This window comes from Prochlorococcus marinus str. MIT 0912, assembly GCF_027359595.1.
In the GTDB taxonomy this organism is placed as follows: Bacteria; Cyanobacteriota; Cyanobacteriia; order PCC-6307; family Cyanobiaceae; genus Prochlorococcus_B; species Prochlorococcus_B marinus_C.
Genome location: NZ_CP114783.1, coordinates 470,616 through 486,514 on the forward strand (window position 1 = coordinate 470,616; position 15,899 = coordinate 486,514).

Sequence of the window (15,899 nt, forward strand, 5' to 3'; positions counted from 1 at the left end):
TCTATGAGTGGATTTAAACGATTTTCTTTTAATTTTTAATGGTTGTAGGATTAATTAAATATCATTAAGATCATGTAACAGCTACTGAAAATTAGAGGTTAGAGGAGGAATTAGCTAACTCATTCGTCAACTCAATTAATTTTTTAGAAATTCCAATCTCTTTCATTGAGTGTCCTGCACTATCGATTACATAAAGTTTTGAAGAGGGCAATGATTTATTAAGATCCCATGCACTTCTCATGGGACAAACCACGTCATATCTTCCCTGAACAATCGAAACAGGAATATCTTTTAGCTTAGTAATGTTTTTTAAAATATAATTTTCCTCTAGAAAAATGTTATTAACAAAATAATGACATTCTATACGCGCAAAAGAATCTGAGAAATTATCATTTGCAGCTTTTTTAATGGATAATTCTTTTGGCATGAGAAAGCTTGTTGACATTTCCCATCTCGTCCAAGCATGTGCCGCTTTGGCTCTTTCAGACCTATCTTGACTGGTTAATCTCTTATAGAAAGCATTAATCAAATCGCCTCTCTCATTTTGCGGAATAACAGACTGATAAAGATCAAATTCTTCAGGAAAAATCTCACTTGCACCTTTTTGATAGAACCAACTTAATTCGGTTTTTCTGCACAAAAATATACCCCTAAGAGTAAGACTTAAAACTTTTTCCGTGTGTTGAATGGCATAAATCAAGCTTAATGTTGAGCCCCATGAGCCCCCAAAGACATGCCATGATTCAATTTTCAAGAGTTGTCTTAATTTTTCAATGTCTTCAATTAAATGATGTGTCGTATTTTCTTTTAACTCTGAATGAGGAGAAGATCTACCGCATCCTCTTTGATCAAATTGAACGATATTGAATTTCTTTGGGTCAAAATATCTTCTATAAGAAGGACTACTTCCACCCCCGGGGCCTCCATGAACAATCAAGACAGAGGATCCATTTGGATTGCCACTTCTTTCCCAGTAAATTGAGTGTAGAGGGCTCACTTTCAATATCCCTTGTTCCTTAGGTTCTATTTCTGGAAATAACATTTTTAATTAAATTTTCGTCTTTTGCTTTTGAGACATTTCATTTAACTCAAGCATACATAACAAAATTAGCTATAAAGGATTATTAAAAATGATTTGATCAATGCCTAAGAAAAATTGGCTCAAAAGCTTTCGGTTAAATATTCATGCCCCTGGAACAGGTTTTGCCTTAATGATCTTAGCTTTAACTCAAGTACCAGTAGGAATAAAGAATGCAGCTGAAGTTGCTTGTATTGGTCAAACTTCAAATAAGATTTGGAGATCAGAAAAGAATCATGGGGATGCAAACATGCTTGCAGTTCAAAGATGCAATGGAAGAAATTAACTGGAATCATGTGTTCGTCTTCAAGCAAAATTAGATAAATAACTAAAAAATGTAACGTTGGCCTAGAACATGATTTTTAACACGATAAAAAGATAAATATTTGAAAATTATTCTTATTTATGACTTCAACGCTAAAAATAATCGATCAAGAACTAGCTCAGTTTGGCTGGGTTGAGTCAATAGCTACTAATTCAATAAGTGATTTTAAGTCGCCCAAGATAGATGTTGAAGAACAAACAACTAATGAAAAAGAATCTAATCTCATAGACACATTCATATGTCATCTGATTTTCTATGTGGTTTTTTGCTATTCCCTATTTCTATATATTTTTATTGATTTGGGTTTTGGTTCCTTTTTAAAAAATAAAGTAAATACATTATTTAAATTCCAAAGAAAATTTGAGCCGCCTTCCTTTATCAGTTCTTATTCCGATTAATACAAACTAAGCTTGTCCTCAAACAAATTATTTGGGTATTCCTCACTATCGCGCTAAATATAATAATGTATTTATATAGGAAAGAAGTAGTTCATTAACGGTCTGAGTCTGCACAGACCGTTATTTTATTTAAATGCAAAATTTTTTCGCCAAACTATCAAAATATTTTTATGGAATTGAAGTTGGTCAATTCTATTAAGAGCCCATAGGCGACGATTACTTATATCCAGATTGGTAAATAGATGTCAAATGCGTTTACCATGGTTCAATCAAAGATTTTTCATTCCTACACAACAATTTAGAAAATGAGACAATCAATTGATTTTTGACTGATAATAACCACAGACTATATTTACTTAACATGGTAAAGCTTTAACCATAGCCTCTACTCCTATAATTCTTATCCTTGATTCGTTAATCGACTACTAGTTAATTTTACTTGAGTAAAAGCCGAGGTGTATAAATTTAACAATATCGATTAGAACATCTATATACCGATATGGAGGGTTATGAAACTAAAAACTCCTTTGAACATAATTAAAAATGCATTAAGTGATATTCGAACAATGCATGATTTCTCTTACACGGTTCCCAATGAAAGTAGAGATGAGTTTTGGGAAAAAGAATGTAGTAATCATCCAACAGCATCTACATGCAAAATTTATGAGGGCTAACAAAAATAAACTTTGTACGTGTTAATAGCTGTTCAACCAAACAAGAATTATCTAAGCAAAAAAAAGCCCTGCCTAGCAGGGCCTAATAAAAAGAGTTAACAAACTAATGTTGATAGCGATGACCGCGATAAGCCAATTGGGAATTTAGCTCAGACTTAGCATCGCTTCTGCATGTGTTGTAGTGATTACGCCTGTAAGTCAGCTCAACACAATCCTTTTGAGCTTTTTGCTCTTTGTGCTGGACATAGTTTTGTCCACGATATAGAAGAGTTGTCATCATCCATACTCCGAATGTTGATTTAAGTCCCCGTTCCTTGGCTTAAATCGAGATGCGGCTCGCAATAAAACGAGTTGAACGTTTTGGTAGCGGTTGCTACAAAAACTATTATGTTATGCATGGATGGAACGTGTAGTTCATTTGGATACAAAACTATCTAGTGGTATATACTCAAATTTCAAAATCATTTTTTCTTAAATATCAACTTAAAAGAGAATTCTGCTAATTTTTTTAAGCTTTAAGAGGTCTCCCATAAGGGTTTCTTAGAGACTTCCCATTCTGATTCCACTGACGACCTCCATAGGTCTCTTGCTTTTTCATAAGTTAGCTTCTCACTTTCATGTAATTGAACATGAGGAGTAATGCCGTGTAGGAATCTGAGCCTGCAGCTAGCGTAGTGAACCCTTATGTATGTAGTTCCGTCTTCATCAGGGTGTTTATCTTTTAAAAACCTCATTGCCCAGACTCGATCTTTTTTCACAAGCCAACTTTCATTTTGCATTTTCAGTAGGAGCTTGGATTATCTCTTTTATGCTGCCTAGCCTTTGAATGACAACTATCTGGTGACCAACGGTTTTTAACAACCTCAAGGAAATCACATATGAATTCATCTGGGCAATCAAGTTCATCCTGCAATTCAGCTAACTCATCAATAAAAAATTCGAATGTTCTACTTATTAAACCTGACTTTTGCTTTTGGGACGGAATCCATTTGGCCATAACTAGAAACAATATTTAGCTAAAACAATAATTAAACTATTACTGCAGAACCTATTTGGTAAACACCTGCTATTAAAAGCAAAACAGGAAGGTTTATTAAAACTAAAAGCTTAGCGGCAATAATTTTATTAATTGCTGTCATTGCTAAAATGTTTTTAAATTTGAATCAATTACGTGGAACATAACTAGGAATAATCTATCCTTAAAGGTCGGTTCAGGTAGGGCTAACCAGTTCGGGTGCAAAAGAGGAAATCCCTCCAAAAACGTGAATTAATTCTGGATAGAGTAGGACATTAGTAGAAGATCTATGAAACGCAATTTATTATTTTTGTTATCGGCTATGTTTTTGACAGCTATGAATGTACAAGCCGAAAGTTTTTGGTTGATCCTTCAAAACAGTACTTACGGAATAGAAAAAATAGAAATGAAAAACATGTCTCAATGCGAGGAACAAGGCAAGCAATACACAAAAAGTTCGGGTATTCCTCGTTACTTGTGCTTAATAGGCAAATAAAAAAGTATCAAACAAAATACCTTATTGGTATAACTGGATAGTTAACTTGCTGACTTTTGATTGGTAGACGAATTGAAGGTGGTTTAACAACAATCACAACCTTTGTCTCCTATTGTTGCATTTTCTTCAAAAGTATCAGCAATATCTCGAAGCATTAGTGCGATAAATGCAGGAGGACATTGGAGTTCACTAGCATACTTAGCGTATTGCTGAGCTGTTCCCTGCATTGCTGGAATAATGATGTTATCGATTTGATCTTCAGTGGGTGACCACTTCGTTTCACATTTTTCAGTCATAGTTTAGAGTCACCTAACAACAAAAATATAAATATGTTTTGCATGGAGTCAATATTGTAAATCCATTTACCACTTGCTTAAGCATTTGATCAAACGACACCCAATTTCATTCCACTTTTCACCTTCGCAAGAATCTTATCGTCTAAATCATTGTCTGTTTGAAGAACTAGCCACTCAATTGCACTGATAATAAAAGCTTTCATTTGCTTCTTAAAAAATTTTTTCAACATCAAAAAGAGTACTGGCTTTAGTATTAAGAAAAGGAAACCAACCATTACATTCCAATTTATTCAATATGGTTTTACCTCATATTCTCAAATATTGGTGTAACCACCCCAAAAAACTTCGCATTGCACTACAACATCGACTTAGTTCGTTGGTTAGATTTTTTATGTGTTTAAGTTTTTATCATGCTTACTCCATATCACATAATTCTATTCGGAATGCTTTTAGTAGTTAGTTCTGCTTCAATTTTTCAAATGTCCACTGCAGAGCAAAGCTGATGACATCATTTTTTATAATTGCAATGGCTGGTTATTTCTATTTGATGGCCTGCTTATGGAGAGATTTAAGAAGAACCAAAACAAGTTGAAATTCACTTAATATTTTAATTTTTGAAATTGCTTGTTAACTTCAAAGAAGACTCAAACAAATCTTCTTTATTATCTAGCAAAAAGAATGCAAAGCCTTACAAGATTTTCAGTAATTGGTATACCCGCAACCATTGGAATAGGAATTGCCTGGGTCGGTAATCGAATTATTAAAAATGAAAAAGGTCTCAAAGATCGTGAATTAGAACTTAAGCTTCAACTAAACAATAAATTTCATTGAACATATTTAATCATAAGAAAAACTCAATGATGAATAATATTGGCCTAATTTTATTTGATATAGATGGGGTTATTCGTGACGTAACAAACAGCTATCGATTGGCTATCCAAGAAACTGTAAATTTTTTTAGTGGGTGGAGACCCTCGATAGAAGATATTGATTCTATAAAAAGTGAAGGCTGTTGGAACAATGATTGGGATTTGAGCCTAGAGATGATTAATAGACATGTACAAACAAACAATCTTTCTTTTTCAGCTCCGTCTAGAAAAATATTAATTGAATGCTTTGAAAACTTTTATTTTGGTGGAGATCCAAACCATGACTCTAGTGAATGGTCAGGTTTTATTAAGGATGAAACTTTATTAGTCAAACAAACACTTTTTAAGGAATTAACTCAGCGAAGAATTGGTTGGGGTTTCGTAAGTGGAGCTGAATTACCATCAGCGAAATTCGTCTTAGAGCAGAGGCTTGGCTTAGCCTATGCTCCCTTGATTGCAATGGGTGAAGCGCCTGAAAAACCTGATCCAACAGGTTTTATTTCATTATCTTCTAAACTTTCAAAAAATCCTTTAGGCCTTTCCAACCCTCCAATTGCATATATTGGAGATACTGTTGCAGATGTTAAAACAGTAATAAATGCTCGAATTAAGATCCCTGATCAGAAATTTATCAGTATCGCTATTGCTCCCCCACATTTACATGTAGATTCAAGTCGAGAGAAACGTCTAAGTTATGAGGCAGAGTTGAGTAAAGCAGGGGCAGACCTGATTATTAAATCGATGGACAATTTAAAAAATGAAATTCTAAATTTGTTTATAAACCAATAGATAGTTCGATAATCTAATTTTTATTTTTCATAATTATTCAGTTGAACAATAAAAAACTACATAAGATAATTTGTTAGAGAGGTGTTCAAAACAATTAGTAAATTATGAGCAATTAACCATCTTTAGCACGTAACTGCAAAACGAAATCAAGCTGAAACTGCTTCAGCATTAATTACATCATCGTCAGACATGTTTACTTCATCATCATTTGATTTCTTATTTTGAAGAATGTAGTAAGCAGCTCCACCAGCAACTGTTGATGAGACAATTAATCCAGAAATAAGTGTAAGTGCAACGAGTCCGCCTATCAGTCCACCTTTCAAACGAAGAAGGTTTGATTTAATTAAAAGAAGTAAAAGTAATGTTGAAGTTGCTTTTAATGAAGCGATTCTTAAAGCTGTTAAAGGCCAAAATGGATTAAAGAAAAACATTTTAAAATTTCTTTCTTCAAATGTAGAGGCTTTTTTGACTTATTGAGGAAAAAAAACTAGAAAATGGCGAAATTGCTTGTAGTTCCTTTAGGTGTAACAAAGTCTTGTACAACTTCTTCGCTCATACATTCAGTTGGATAGGAGATCACATTCTTTGCTGTGAATCCTGCACCAATGGCAACCACACCAATCACAAAAATCCATTTGGATCTTTCACTTGAAATAAGTCTGTTAATCATTTACGAAAAATCATTGATTTTTATTCTGTCAAATAGTCTGAGAATTGGGTCAAAAAGATATTGATCGAGAGTTTTATCAGCATTTTGAGAAGTCATTACCCAATAAATAAAAGCCCCAATACAGAGAAGAGTTAATATTTTCGGCCAAAAGTTTTCTGGATAATTCGAATCGGAGTTGAATTGGTTTTCTTTTCTCATTACTTCCAACGTATACGTTCTGGATGATCTTTTTCAATTTTCCTAAGTAGCAAAACCAAACCCGCAAGACTCAATGTTCCAATGACAAGTGAAACTTGCATAAAGGTTTTTATGAAAGGGTCTAAAACCGCAAAAAAATTCATTTTCTCAACAACTGTCGCCACCATTACAACCAATAATCTTGAAAGTGAGTCTGGAGGAATTAAGAACATATCTTCTGACTAATTAACTTGTTGCTTTTATCTTAGTATTAGCTTGAATTTAGAAATACATTTTAATTATTTTTGGAATGTGCGGTCAACGTCCAAATATTCGCCTAGTCCGTCCTCGGGTTTCCTCTGTTAAACAACTAACCCGGTTTCAATCATTGGTAAGTTTCTTTAAAAAATATTAGTTCCTGTATTAGGAAGATTTCAATAAAGTTGCTAATTTCGTATTAGCTCCAAATTAACTTAATTGACCTTCAGATCATTATTGTTATTAGCACATCTACAAGCATTTCTCATCCCTATCCTTATTGGAATTAAGTCCATAAACAGATTCAAGCAAATTAGATTTCCTCTGCTACCACCTTTTGCCTTTATCTCACTAGGTCTTGCTTCAATGTTTGAGATGTTCGATCATACGACTACGGATTGGATATATGTAGATCACTCATCAATATATAATTGGCTGTTTTATTCATTTCTTTCTATTGGATTATCGTTCTTTACTATTTCAGTAGCGAAAAACAAGTCGATCATAACTAGCAATATTTTGTTAATAATTGCCGCGGTTTTTTCTTATTGGTTACTAGACAAATCAACAACTCTTTTAATTCAAGTATTAATAAGTATTCTACTTATATTGCAATGGTGGAACCGATTTAAAGATTGGGTCTTCTTTATTTATCCCATCACGGGAGTAATCTTTACTACATTCTTTGGGATTCTACTTTCAAGTTCAGGCGAACAAATATGGCATGTATTTATAGGTCCATCAGGAACGATAAGTGTCTTAGCTTTTTACTCAGTTTTAAAGAGATCAAGAAAAAAAGAAATCATTTCTGCTTAATAAGATATTGATCAACTTCAAGATCGCTATGACTTATTAAAATTACATTTGCAGTTATCATCTTAGGTAAGATGATTCATCCCATTACGTTGATTAATGTTTAAAAGCTAATGAGTCTGAGTTCTCATAGACAACACAAAATTTATATTGCTGCAACGATGGGGTATGGACTTGGTTCTGAAGATCCAGAAGAATTAGCGCTTTATGAGATGATCAAAAAAGAAATAGAAAAAGACTGCAGAAAAAGAAATATGGGCATTAAAAGAACTGATTAGACTCTCATTTCAGAAAGTGTCTAAAGATAGGGTAGTCATTTAACTTCGCTAACTTAAAGATCTGCGGGTGTAGTTCAGTGGTAGAACGTCAGCTTCCCAAGCTGAATGTCGCCAGTTCGAGTCTGGTCATCCGCTTGAAAAAAAATCGAAACTAAATTCTAATTGTGTGGTGTAACTCACAACAGCAAGTTCAGTCCACAGAAAACAATTGATATCGACATAATTTGATTTTAGAGTTTTACATGGATAATCCCTCTAAGGAACAAATTCTTGCTACATCCAGTGGATGGGTAGCGACAACATTAAATTTCTTTCCTGGCTTAGGTGCTGGATACCTTTACCAACGTCGCTGGATTCCTTACTTTGCAACTGTAGGAGCAGCTACAGCTTGGTTCATTCTAGGAGCCATCTTAAATGGTGATACAGAGCCAACAAAAGCCGAACAATTAATTGGAATAGGAGGCTTATTTTTGATATCAATCACAACAATGGTTGAATCTAAAATTGCTCATAAGAAAGCAAGATTAGTCGTAGAAGAACAGCTTCAGGCAAAGACTCCAAAGAAAAAAGGAGGTCTTTTTAGATAATCAGTCATTTAGAAAATTAATAGTGATGACAGTAAAAAATCATAATTGTGTTAGGAGAAGTTGAAGATATGATTAATGAGACAGAATTTTATATAAAAATATGCAATGTTCGTTTGGCTCATGATCATCTAATCAAATAATTGGCTCTAGAAACAACTGTATTCAACTTTAAGATTTCTGTTCCGTTTGAACAATGGGCAGCGGTATATGACAGTGAAGAAAACAAACAACTTATGAAAGAAGAAAAAATTGTTTTTCTTTATAGAGGGATAAATAAAGATGATCCAAGTAGTGCCGTTGTTATAGAGCAGGCTGAAGAAGGTAAATCAATCGCAATGTTTTCCAATCCTGAAGTAAAACCTTTAATTGAGGAAGCTGGATACATTTATGATTCAACCGTCATCACTAGTTACTTACGAAATTAATTAAAAGATGAAGCACTTTCTTTCTCTTGTTGTATTTGCTGTATTTATGAGTGGCTGTACAAAGAACACTTCTCGAGTCAGTTCCTTAAAATCAAATGTAATCTCTGAGACACAAAGACAAAGAAATCTTTGCCTTGATTGGTATGCTTACAGAATTGAAACAGCTAAAGCAATTTCAGACCTAAATCTCAAAACAGAAAAAGAGTCGGATTTAATGGTTTATTGTGAGTTCTTTAAAAATGTAGCTGACACGAATTAACTTTTTACATTGAGTTGAATTAGCCCTGTAGTTTTATGTCTTGAAACTTTCCCAACGAACAACTGAATCCAAAATTTACTCTCCATTTTTTAGACTTATCGGCTAGTACAAAACAAAAATTTTAAGAACATTAAAGCTTCGAATCTATGCTAGAAATATAAAAGAAAGAATCATCAAATTAAAGACTTAACCAACTACAAAAAGATCTAAATGGGCAGTACTAAAGCTATGCAGACAACTAGAACTTTCTCAGAGTTTGCAAAAAAAGCTGACTACTCATTATTGGATTCTCTCGAACCTGATCCTCAGGCAACAGATGATGGTGACGACCACCTAACAAGAGAGGTCTTTTCTGGTCACTATGTACCTGTTACTCCAACAGCAATTCCAAAGCCAGAATATGTCGCTCACAGTAAAATATTATTTAACGAGTTAGGCTTGAGTCAGGAACTTGCTCTAGATGAGCTTTTTCGTCGTCTATTCTCCGGCGACATAAGTGCTGCGACAACACCGATGCGACCATTTGGATGGGCTACCGGTTACGCACTATCTATCTATGGAACTGAATATACTCAGCAATGTCCATTTGGGACAGGTAACGGCTATGGAGATGGGAGAGCTATTTCTGTATTTGAAGGTCTTTTTAATGGCAAAAGATGGGAAATGCAACTGAAAGGAGGAGGTCCAACACCATACTGTAGAGGGGCTGATGGACGAGCAGTGCTTCGTTCAAGTGTTCGTGAGTTTTTAGCGCAGGAATATATGCAATCACTCGGAGTACCAACATCACGATCTCTAACACTGTATGTCTCTAAATCTGAAACAGTCCGCAGGCCTTGGTATACAAAAGACTCCAATTCAATCGATCCAGACATCTTGGTAGAGACACCAGCTGCAATCTCAACACGAGTCGCGCCATCATTTTTACGGGTAGGTCAGATAGAACTCTTTGCACGTCGAGTACGCAACAATGAGCATCAAGATGCAATGAAAGAGCTCGAGATGATTGTGAAGCACTTAATCGTAAGAAATTACAAGGAGGAAATTGATCCGACCCTTAGCTTTAGCGATCAAGTCGTTGAGCTCGCAAATTCATTCCGAGAACGACTCACATCATTAGTAGCTAATTGGATGCGGATAGGCTACTGCCAAGGTAATTTCAACAGTGACAACTGCGCTGCAGGAGGTTTCACCCTCGATTACGGTCCATTTGGTTTTTGCGAACTCTTCGATCCTAGATTCCAACCTTGGACAGGAGGTGGTGAACATTTTGCTTTCTTTAACCAACAAGTTGCTGCCGAAGCAAATTATCAAATGTTTTGGGGGGCGATTCGACCTCTACTTACCGGCAACGCAAAGGCACTGGATAGGCTAGATATCATCCGCGATGGATTTACTACGGTAATGAATCAGAAAATGGAGAACATGTGGACAAAGAAACTAGGCTTAGTCACCTATGACGCACCTCTAGTAAATGAAATGCTACAACTCATGGTTCACACAAAGGTCGACTACACAATCTTTTTCCGAAAACTTTCAAGTATCCCCAAAAAACTTAAGGACTTGAAAGATAGCTTCTATCTACCAATTTCAGAAGAGATTGAGACCAAATGGATCAGTTGGTTGCAAAGATGGCGGGAGCACGTAATTAAAAAAGGTGATCAAAATAAAATATCAGCAAAAATGAAACGCATTAATCCAAAATACACATGGAGGGAATGGCTCATCACACCAGCATACGAAATGGCAGAGAAAGGCGACTATGGTCTCATAATGGAACTACAAGCAGTTTTAGACAAACCTTACGAGGAACAATCATTAGAGGTACAGAAAAAATACGACAGACTCAAGCCCAAGAAATTCTTTGGAGCCGGTGGGATTTCCCATTACAGCTGTTCCTCATGAATCAACACCAGAATTTAAAACTTACGAAGTTTGAGCTATAGAATTTAAACCAAAGTTTAATTATCTTCAATAAGAACAACAAACATAAAAAGATTCTTTGGATGACTTTTTTATATAGGGAACCGAACCAATCATTCTCTCGATAAAGGAATATTTAATGCACTATAAACTTATTGATTTTGAACCATGTCCGAAGATACAAAATCTAAAATCAGAATTTTTCTTCCATTTAGTTGGTTCATTCCCGCTCTCATTTCTTTTGGGGTGATTAATTTCCACCAACTTTCTGCGGGCATCTCACCCATCTCCATTTAGAACTATGTCATCACATATTCCTGAATTCTACGAATCAATAGTTGAAGCTTCTGATAGAGGAGAGTTATGGGGGCTAGATCAATTTACAAATAACATTAATCAACTTGAAATCAACTTTGATCGTTCTGAATATAAATAATGCACAACTTCGATAAAACAAGTCCTCTAAACCAAGAAGATAGGGAATTACTTTCTGATTTAAAATCTACCTTTGACCTTGGGACCCAAACTATCATTGGGCAAGATGAAGATGAAATAGTTGATGATCTCATTGAACTAATGACTGAATATAATGAAGATCTATAACTAGAGTTAACACTTTAAATACTAACTTGTGTGATTTAGAAATTTCTTTTTTTTAATACGATCGAATTGTAAAAATTATTGAACTCAAGAAAGTAAAAAAGAGAAAATCTCAACTATTAATTTTTTGCCAAATAATTTCAGCATCTCTAAGAAGGTAAATAGCTTCTTTCCTGCCAACGGCTCTTTCAGCATCATTCATTAGCTTTATGTACCTCTCTCTCAAAGCTTGCTTTTCCATGACAACTTTGGTGAACATATGAAGATTTTCTTGTCGATCGTCAATTTTACTTTTGGATAAATTCTTTATGAAGCCATGCGGGTATTTAGCTTTTACACGAACGTTGTGCCTACTCATTTAACAAATCTTGGTTACTGATTTATCACATAAACATTCTGAAAAGGGAAATTATCAACCGCGTGTAGGGTTAACCTCCAATTTTTTATTCAACGAAGAGCTTTACCCACTTCGATGCCATAGTCTTTAGCGAGTTCAATTAACTCTTGCATTGACAAATCTACTAGATAACTTCGGATACATTGATAAGCATTAAAGCTCTCAATACTTTTTCTCTCATTGAACATTGCACGAGAGATTCTTAGAGCTAAGGCTTCTTTAATGAAGAGTGCACAAAAACAACTATTAGAATGTTATTCAACCTCTTGATATGTGTGTGTACCAATCATCTTAAAAAAAACAAAAAATAAGATCAATAAAGTTGCCCTCAAAGCCACACTATGCAAATTGACCTTTTAAAATTTGTTTAAATTAAATAGCTATGATAGAAGCAAATAAAAACAAAAAACTTGGTTTTACCCCAAAGACATCAAAGAATTCAGGAAAAAAGGAGATACTTAAAGAGCCCAAAGGAAGACTTATTTCATGGTCTCCCTGGCCTCCTGCTAATTTCAAAACTCGTTACCCAGCATTCCCCTTAGTTACTACTGTTTTGATTTTAATAATTTTACGCTGGCTAACCTTGTCTAATTAGCTTAATTAAGTCCTATAAATAGTGAAAAGTAATTGTAGGAAAGTAGTTTTTCAAAAGTGAAAATAGGGTATTTCCCTTGGTGGGACTGGACGTGTAGAACAGATACCAAATTGCAAACACTCCATCACATCATCATCATATTTTGGCTTGTAATTAGAAAACAAATCAGACATTTCATTTCCTTGATGGGAAACCCCAGAAAAATTTCGAAATAATTGCTTTGAGAATGGCATAGTTAGACATCTAAACAACCTGCTTAATTTCTACTCATATTGGTTTAAGAAATCTATGGGAAGGAACACTCAAGTATTTATACAGTCACGGAAACACTATTTGATACATAAAGACATTATCGAAGGATCAACTAGTGCTTTTAATGAAAGACATTGTTTTATTAATACGTTGCAAATTTACTCGACGCTTTACTATGGCTTTTCTCGATAATAAAAGTTCGATTATTTTGATTTTTCTCTTTGACTAAAGCCCTCCGGAGACTGAAGATAAGATGTTTGGCCTAAATAGGGATCTTCGCCAAAAAGATCGTTCATTTGCTTCTCTGTCATTTGCTTAGGGACTTGAACGGTTTCAGTAGGATCTGATTCTATAATCGATGAATCTATTTCATCTGCATTAACAGCCGCAGGACAAAAAATCAGAAGAAGAGCAAGAGAGAAAGAAACAATTCGAATTAGCAATGAGTCAATCATTTTCTTGAAATTACCGATCGGTAGAATCGGAACTATCAACTTGCTCAACAGTCTCATCTTGACTTGCTTTGTTCTTATTAGATAAAGAGCATCCGCCTTCACCCCATGCCAAAACAGGAGCTGTAGTAAAAGAAAGGGCAAATACTAAAGGTAGAATTTTATTCATAAGACAAATTGGAACCACTTAATATTAAAGCCTTTTAAGAAAGTTCGTTTAACTGACTTAATTCATGTCCATTCCTTTTTCCATTTCATTCATAGAGACCTCACTCTGATCACTATCTAATGGTTCTACACTAATTTCAGGCAAATTTTCTTCGCTTACTTCAGGCAAAGATGGTTCAATAACTATCCCGAGAGGATTAACACCATTATCTTCTAGAATTGACGACTCATCAAATAGAGACATTTCTTCTTGCTTTGTCAGAAATTCTGATTCTGTTAAAAGATTATTATCTTCACTAGCTATTCTTTCACTTTTATCTTTTATTAGTAATTTCGAAAGATCAACAACGTCTATGATTACTGACTTCTGACTTTCATACATATCTTGTATCACATTAATTATTTCACCAGATTTTGTGGGTTGGGAAATAAAAGCAAAACAAGTCCAGCCCACCAAAACAATTGAGATTAAGACAATAGAAATAAAAGCAGAATACATTGCTCTTATTATTGTTTTGATCATTCTGTAACTTTATATATTGTTAAATCTAGGCACATCATTAAATACTTAAAACGTCCTCTTCACACCCTGTAAAGGCGTATAAATACTTTGGGGTTTACTCTCTAGTTTTTGCTACACGAATATAGTAGAAAAGTTAAAGAGTATTTAGGGAGCTTAATTATGTCCTTTAATCCATTCAAAGCGTTAATTCAAAAGATCCAAGAATTATTCTTCACTAATATTCAAACTGAAAAACAGCAAAAAGATGAAGAGCAAGAATGCTTACAGTTTGGGATTTGTACTGTGAAAACTCAATCACCTAGACCTGAAGAGTTGTATTTTGGGTGAAAATAAATCCAATCCCATCAACTATTAAAATGCTGTATACCTAACTTAAAATCATTACAAATTTTCAGGGTAGTAATTTATCAAAACATACAAATTTCGAGAGACTAACTATTGATTATTAAAAAGAATAAATACTTAAGTGTTTATTCTCTAGGTATCATTCACCCTGTAGGAGTAGAAATAAATTATGGATCTTCGACCTCCTATGTCTTACGGAAATCGCTTTGCCCAATTGACTACAGAAGCCGCAGAAAATGCTGCTCGACTTGTTCTTAGGCAACTATCTGAAAGACTCATTTTTTCAAAGCATCCATCAAACAGCGATGAAGAGATGGAGTGTTTGCAATTTGGTATCTGTACTTATCAAGCACAACCTCAAAGAGTAAATTAATAGAGTGCCTCAAATGAAATACACTGAACTAATTTTAATATTTTCGTCATTATCATTGACATTTTTAGGTTTCTCTTTTCTCGCTATTTAAAAAGAGAAGCATTATAAAAATTTTAGAATGACTATTAATTGCTAAATAGCTTAATGGCTTATTGATTATCAGAGTCTTCTAAAAGATCAGAATATTCTGACGACTTTGCTATCGGCAACTCAGATGCGCTATTAGTTGATCTAACTAACAAAGCAGTTAATTCCGCTGTCCTTTTGTTATTAACAACATTACTACCATGAGCAGAAACTGCTGCTCCAGCGATAAGTGCAGAGATTGGCTTCCACCAAGGTAAAGATTTTAAATCGTTTTTTTGAACTTCAGTCAGAAAGAAACCAATCCCAAACAAAATTCCAAATATAGCTCCTGACCATTGGCATATTTCGGCGGAAATAGATGTGCTTTTTTCGGCAGCATTAATTTGGTCTTCCATCTGATAAATCGAAAGCAAAGATTTTAATTTCTTAATCTATATCAAAGCACTTTTTAAATCTAATGCACATGAGTAATTAACCCAATACAAGAAGTTGTATAAAAAAAGTTGAATAGTTTCTAATAAAAAACAAGCAAAGATATTCCTAAAAAAGAAAAGGACAACGAAAATAATATCAAAAGTAATTCAGTCGTTTTCATTACCACTCAGAATCTTCTAAAAGAATTGAATAGTGTACGTAATTGAAGAAAATATCCTCTTTTAAAACTTTTTCTAGAGAAACCCTTTTAAAGTAGTTCATTTAATTTAAATATTTTTATAATTCTCTAATAATAAAAACAAAAGCGTGAGTGAGTGTTATTCGGTTTACATTGTTCGGTTT

At 34.2% G+C, this 15,899-nt stretch carries 33 protein-coding genes and 1 tRNA gene; 18 read left to right on the top strand and 16 right to left on the bottom strand.

Going from position 1 to position 15,899, the window contains the following annotated elements:
- Positions 1 to 91: 91 nt before the first annotated feature.
- Positions 92 to 1,042 (bottom strand): prolyl aminopeptidase, encoded by a 951-nt coding sequence (gene pip / locus O5640_RS02825; protein ID WP_269613111.1) that lies wholly within the window; start codon positions 1,040 to 1,042, stop codon positions 92 to 94.
- A gap of 100 nt (positions 1,043 to 1,142) precedes the next feature.
- Here pip and O5640_RS02830 point away from each other — a divergent pair, with 100 nt between their 5' ends.
- From O5640_RS02830 to O5640_RS02840, 3 genes are all read left to right on the top strand, one after another.
- Positions 1,143 to 1,364, top strand: a complete 222-nt coding sequence (locus tag O5640_RS02830; protein WP_269613112.1) for a hypothetical protein — start codon at positions 1,143 to 1,145, stop codon at positions 1,362 to 1,364.
- A 119-nt stretch (positions 1,365 to 1,483) separates the two neighbouring features.
- Positions 1,484 to 1,801 carry a hypothetical protein gene (locus O5640_RS02835; protein ID WP_269613113.1) on the top strand — a complete coding sequence of 106 codons (318 nt, stop codon included), beginning with the start codon at positions 1,484 to 1,486 and terminating at the stop codon, positions 1,799 to 1,801.
- 509 nt (positions 1,802 to 2,310) lie between these two features.
- Positions 2,311 to 2,475, top strand: a complete 165-nt coding sequence (locus O5640_RS02840; protein WP_269613115.1) for a hypothetical protein — start codon at positions 2,311 to 2,313, stop codon at positions 2,473 to 2,475.
- A 103-nt stretch (positions 2,476 to 2,578) separates the two neighbouring features.
- Here O5640_RS02840 and O5640_RS02845 read toward each other — a convergent pair whose 3' ends face one another.
- The 3 genes from O5640_RS02845 to O5640_RS02855 all read right to left on the bottom strand — a co-directional run bounded on the left by O5640_RS02845 (position 2,579) and on the right by O5640_RS02855 (position 3,472).
- A complete protein-coding gene (locus O5640_RS02845) occupies positions 2,579 to 2,755 on the bottom strand; it encodes a DUF4278 domain-containing protein (protein ID WP_413390785.1) in 177 nt (58 codons plus the stop codon).
- 235 nt (positions 2,756 to 2,990) lie between these two features.
- Positions 2,991 to 3,254, bottom strand: coding sequence for a DUF1651 domain-containing protein (locus O5640_RS02850; RefSeq protein ID WP_269613116.1), 264 nt, complete (start codon positions 3,252 to 3,254; stop codon positions 2,991 to 2,993).
- 2 nt (positions 3,255 to 3,256) lie between these two features.
- Complete coding sequence (locus tag O5640_RS02855) at positions 3,257 to 3,472, bottom strand: hypothetical protein (RefSeq protein WP_269613117.1); 216 nt, start codon at positions 3,470 to 3,472, stop codon at positions 3,257 to 3,259.
- 340 nt (positions 3,473 to 3,812) lie between these two features.
- Here O5640_RS02855 and O5640_RS02860 point away from each other — a divergent pair, with 340 nt between their 5' ends.
- Entirely contained in the window at positions 3,813 to 3,986 is a 174-nt protein-coding gene (locus O5640_RS02860; protein ID WP_269613118.1) for a hypothetical protein, read from the top strand.
- Between the two features lie 83 nt (positions 3,987 to 4,069).
- On the opposite strand, the gene O5640_RS02865 is transcribed toward O5640_RS02860, so the two are convergent.
- Positions 4,070 to 4,282, bottom strand: a complete 213-nt coding sequence (locus O5640_RS02865; protein WP_269610572.1) for a hypothetical protein — start codon at positions 4,280 to 4,282, stop codon at positions 4,070 to 4,072.
- Between the two features lie 678 nt (positions 4,283 to 4,960).
- Here O5640_RS02865 and O5640_RS02870 point away from each other — a divergent pair.
- Entirely contained in the window at positions 4,961 to 5,113 is a 153-nt protein-coding gene (locus O5640_RS02870) for a hypothetical protein (protein ID WP_269613119.1), read from the top strand.
- Between the two features lie 26 nt (positions 5,114 to 5,139).
- Positions 5,140 to 5,940 carry a TIGR01548 family HAD-type hydrolase gene (locus O5640_RS02875; RefSeq protein ID WP_420063693.1) on the top strand — a complete coding sequence of 267 codons (801 nt, stop codon included), beginning with the start codon at positions 5,140 to 5,142 and terminating at the stop codon, positions 5,938 to 5,940.
- A gap of 146 nt (positions 5,941 to 6,086) precedes the next feature.
- Here the strand turns inward: O5640_RS02875 and O5640_RS02880 are convergent, their stop codons facing one another.
- Genes O5640_RS02880 through O5640_RS02895 form a run of 4 tightly spaced genes read right to left on the bottom strand, consistent with a single transcriptional unit; the run spans position 6,087 to position 7,020 of the window.
- Entirely contained in the window at positions 6,087 to 6,371 is a 285-nt protein-coding gene (locus O5640_RS02880; RefSeq protein ID WP_269613120.1) for a hypothetical protein, read from the bottom strand.
- A 56-nt stretch (positions 6,372 to 6,427) separates the two neighbouring features.
- Entirely contained in the window at positions 6,428 to 6,610 is a 183-nt protein-coding gene (locus tag O5640_RS02885) for a hypothetical protein (RefSeq protein ID WP_269613121.1), read from the bottom strand.
- Positions 6,611 to 6,808 carry a hypothetical protein gene (locus tag O5640_RS02890; RefSeq protein WP_269613122.1) on the bottom strand — a complete coding sequence of 66 codons (198 nt, stop codon included), beginning with the start codon at positions 6,806 to 6,808 and terminating at the stop codon, positions 6,611 to 6,613. It lies immediately after the preceding gene.
- On the bottom strand, positions 6,808 to 7,020 hold the full coding sequence (locus O5640_RS02895) for a hypothetical protein (protein ID WP_269613124.1): 213 nt from the start codon (positions 7,018 to 7,020) through the stop codon (positions 6,808 to 6,810). Before O5640_RS02895 ends, O5640_RS02890 begins: the two co-directional genes overlap by 1 nt.
- Before the next feature lie 244 nt (positions 7,021 to 7,264).
- Between O5640_RS02895 and O5640_RS02900 the strand changes: the two genes are divergently transcribed.
- The 7 genes from O5640_RS02900 to O5640_RS02930 all read left to right on the top strand — a co-directional run bounded on the left by O5640_RS02900 (position 7,265) and on the right by O5640_RS02930 (position 11,312).
- Positions 7,265 to 7,861, top strand: coding sequence for a hypothetical protein (locus O5640_RS02900; RefSeq protein WP_269613125.1), 597 nt, complete (start codon positions 7,265 to 7,267; stop codon positions 7,859 to 7,861).
- A 110-nt stretch (positions 7,862 to 7,971) separates the two neighbouring features.
- A complete protein-coding gene (locus O5640_RS02905) occupies positions 7,972 to 8,136 on the top strand; it encodes a hypothetical protein (RefSeq protein ID WP_269613126.1) in 165 nt (54 codons plus the stop codon).
- Positions 8,137 to 8,199: 63 nt separating this feature from the next.
- Positions 8,200 to 8,271: transfer RNA gene (locus O5640_RS02910), tRNA-Gly, on the top strand.
- Positions 8,272 to 8,378: 107 nt separating this feature from the next.
- Entirely contained in the window at positions 8,379 to 8,723 is a 345-nt protein-coding gene (locus tag O5640_RS02915; RefSeq protein WP_269613127.1) for a hypothetical protein, read from the top strand.
- A 140-nt stretch (positions 8,724 to 8,863) separates the two neighbouring features.
- A complete protein-coding gene (locus tag O5640_RS02920; protein WP_269613128.1) occupies positions 8,864 to 9,148 on the top strand; it encodes a DUF3764 family protein in 285 nt (94 codons plus the stop codon).
- Between the two features lie 7 nt (positions 9,149 to 9,155).
- The gene (locus tag O5640_RS02925; protein WP_269613129.1) at positions 9,156 to 9,407 is read left to right on the top strand and encodes a hypothetical protein; all 252 of its coding nucleotides are present in this window, start codon (positions 9,156 to 9,158) and stop codon (positions 9,405 to 9,407) included.
- Between the two features lie 210 nt (positions 9,408 to 9,617).
- Positions 9,618 to 11,312, top strand: coding sequence for a protein adenylyltransferase SelO family protein (locus O5640_RS02930; RefSeq protein ID WP_269613131.1), 1,695 nt, complete (start codon positions 9,618 to 9,620; stop codon positions 11,310 to 11,312).
- Positions 11,313 to 11,482: 170 nt separating this feature from the next.
- On the opposite strand, the gene O5640_RS02935 is transcribed toward O5640_RS02930, so the two are convergent.
- On the bottom strand, positions 11,483 to 11,608 hold the full coding sequence (locus tag O5640_RS02935) for a hypothetical protein (protein WP_269613132.1): 126 nt from the start codon (positions 11,606 to 11,608) through the stop codon (positions 11,483 to 11,485).
- Positions 11,609 to 11,631: 23 nt separating this feature from the next.
- Here O5640_RS02935 and O5640_RS02940 point away from each other — a divergent pair, with 23 nt between their 5' ends.
- The gene (locus O5640_RS02940) at positions 11,632 to 11,766 is read left to right on the top strand and encodes a hypothetical protein (protein WP_269613134.1); all 135 of its coding nucleotides are present in this window, start codon (positions 11,632 to 11,634) and stop codon (positions 11,764 to 11,766) included.
- The gene (locus O5640_RS02945; RefSeq protein ID WP_269613135.1) at positions 11,766 to 11,933 is read left to right on the top strand and encodes a hypothetical protein; all 168 of its coding nucleotides are present in this window, start codon (positions 11,766 to 11,768) and stop codon (positions 11,931 to 11,933) included. The genes O5640_RS02940 and O5640_RS02945 overlap by 1 nt, the downstream gene beginning before the upstream one ends.
- A 109-nt stretch (positions 11,934 to 12,042) precedes the next feature.
- Here the strand turns inward: O5640_RS02945 and O5640_RS02950 are convergent, their stop codons facing one another.
- Positions 12,043 to 12,288 (bottom strand): hypothetical protein, encoded by a 246-nt coding sequence (locus O5640_RS02950; RefSeq protein ID WP_269613137.1) that lies wholly within the window; start codon positions 12,286 to 12,288, stop codon positions 12,043 to 12,045.
- 421 nt (positions 12,289 to 12,709) lie between these two features.
- On the opposite strand from O5640_RS02950, the gene O5640_RS02955 reads away from it, so the two are divergent.
- Complete coding sequence (locus O5640_RS02955; protein WP_269613138.1) at positions 12,710 to 12,922, top strand: hypothetical protein; 213 nt, start codon at positions 12,710 to 12,712, stop codon at positions 12,920 to 12,922.
- 50 nt (positions 12,923 to 12,972) lie between these two features.
- Here O5640_RS02955 and O5640_RS02960 read toward each other — a convergent pair whose 3' ends face one another.
- The 4 genes from O5640_RS02960 to O5640_RS02975 all read right to left on the bottom strand — a co-directional run bounded on the left by O5640_RS02960 (position 12,973) and on the right by O5640_RS02975 (position 14,317).
- A complete protein-coding gene (locus O5640_RS02960) occupies positions 12,973 to 13,155 on the bottom strand; it encodes a hypothetical protein (RefSeq protein ID WP_269613140.1) in 183 nt (60 codons plus the stop codon).
- 222 nt (positions 13,156 to 13,377) lie between these two features.
- Positions 13,378 to 13,629, bottom strand: coding sequence for a hypothetical protein (locus tag O5640_RS02965; protein WP_269613142.1), 252 nt, complete (start codon positions 13,627 to 13,629; stop codon positions 13,378 to 13,380).
- Positions 13,630 to 13,639: 10 nt separating this feature from the next.
- Complete coding sequence (locus O5640_RS02970; RefSeq protein WP_269613143.1) at positions 13,640 to 13,795, bottom strand: hypothetical protein; 156 nt, start codon at positions 13,793 to 13,795, stop codon at positions 13,640 to 13,642.
- Positions 13,796 to 13,852: 57 nt separating this feature from the next.
- A complete protein-coding gene (locus O5640_RS02975) occupies positions 13,853 to 14,317 on the bottom strand; it encodes a hypothetical protein (protein ID WP_269613144.1) in 465 nt (154 codons plus the stop codon).
- A gap of 159 nt (positions 14,318 to 14,476) precedes the next feature.
- On the opposite strand from O5640_RS02975, the gene O5640_RS02980 reads away from it, so the two are divergent.
- Both O5640_RS02980 and O5640_RS02985 read left to right on the top strand, forming a co-directional pair.
- A complete protein-coding gene (locus O5640_RS02980) occupies positions 14,477 to 14,644 on the top strand; it encodes a hypothetical protein (protein ID WP_269613146.1) in 168 nt (55 codons plus the stop codon).
- A 187-nt stretch (positions 14,645 to 14,831) separates the two neighbouring features.
- A complete protein-coding gene (locus tag O5640_RS02985; RefSeq protein WP_269613147.1) occupies positions 14,832 to 15,035 on the top strand; it encodes a hypothetical protein in 204 nt (67 codons plus the stop codon).
- Positions 15,036 to 15,184: 149 nt separating this feature from the next.
- Here the strand turns inward: O5640_RS02985 and O5640_RS02990 are convergent, their stop codons facing one another.
- The gene (locus tag O5640_RS02990; RefSeq protein ID WP_269613148.1) at positions 15,185 to 15,517 is read right to left on the bottom strand and encodes a hypothetical protein; all 333 of its coding nucleotides are present in this window, start codon (positions 15,515 to 15,517) and stop codon (positions 15,185 to 15,187) included.
- Positions 15,518 to 15,899: the final 382 nt, after the last annotated feature.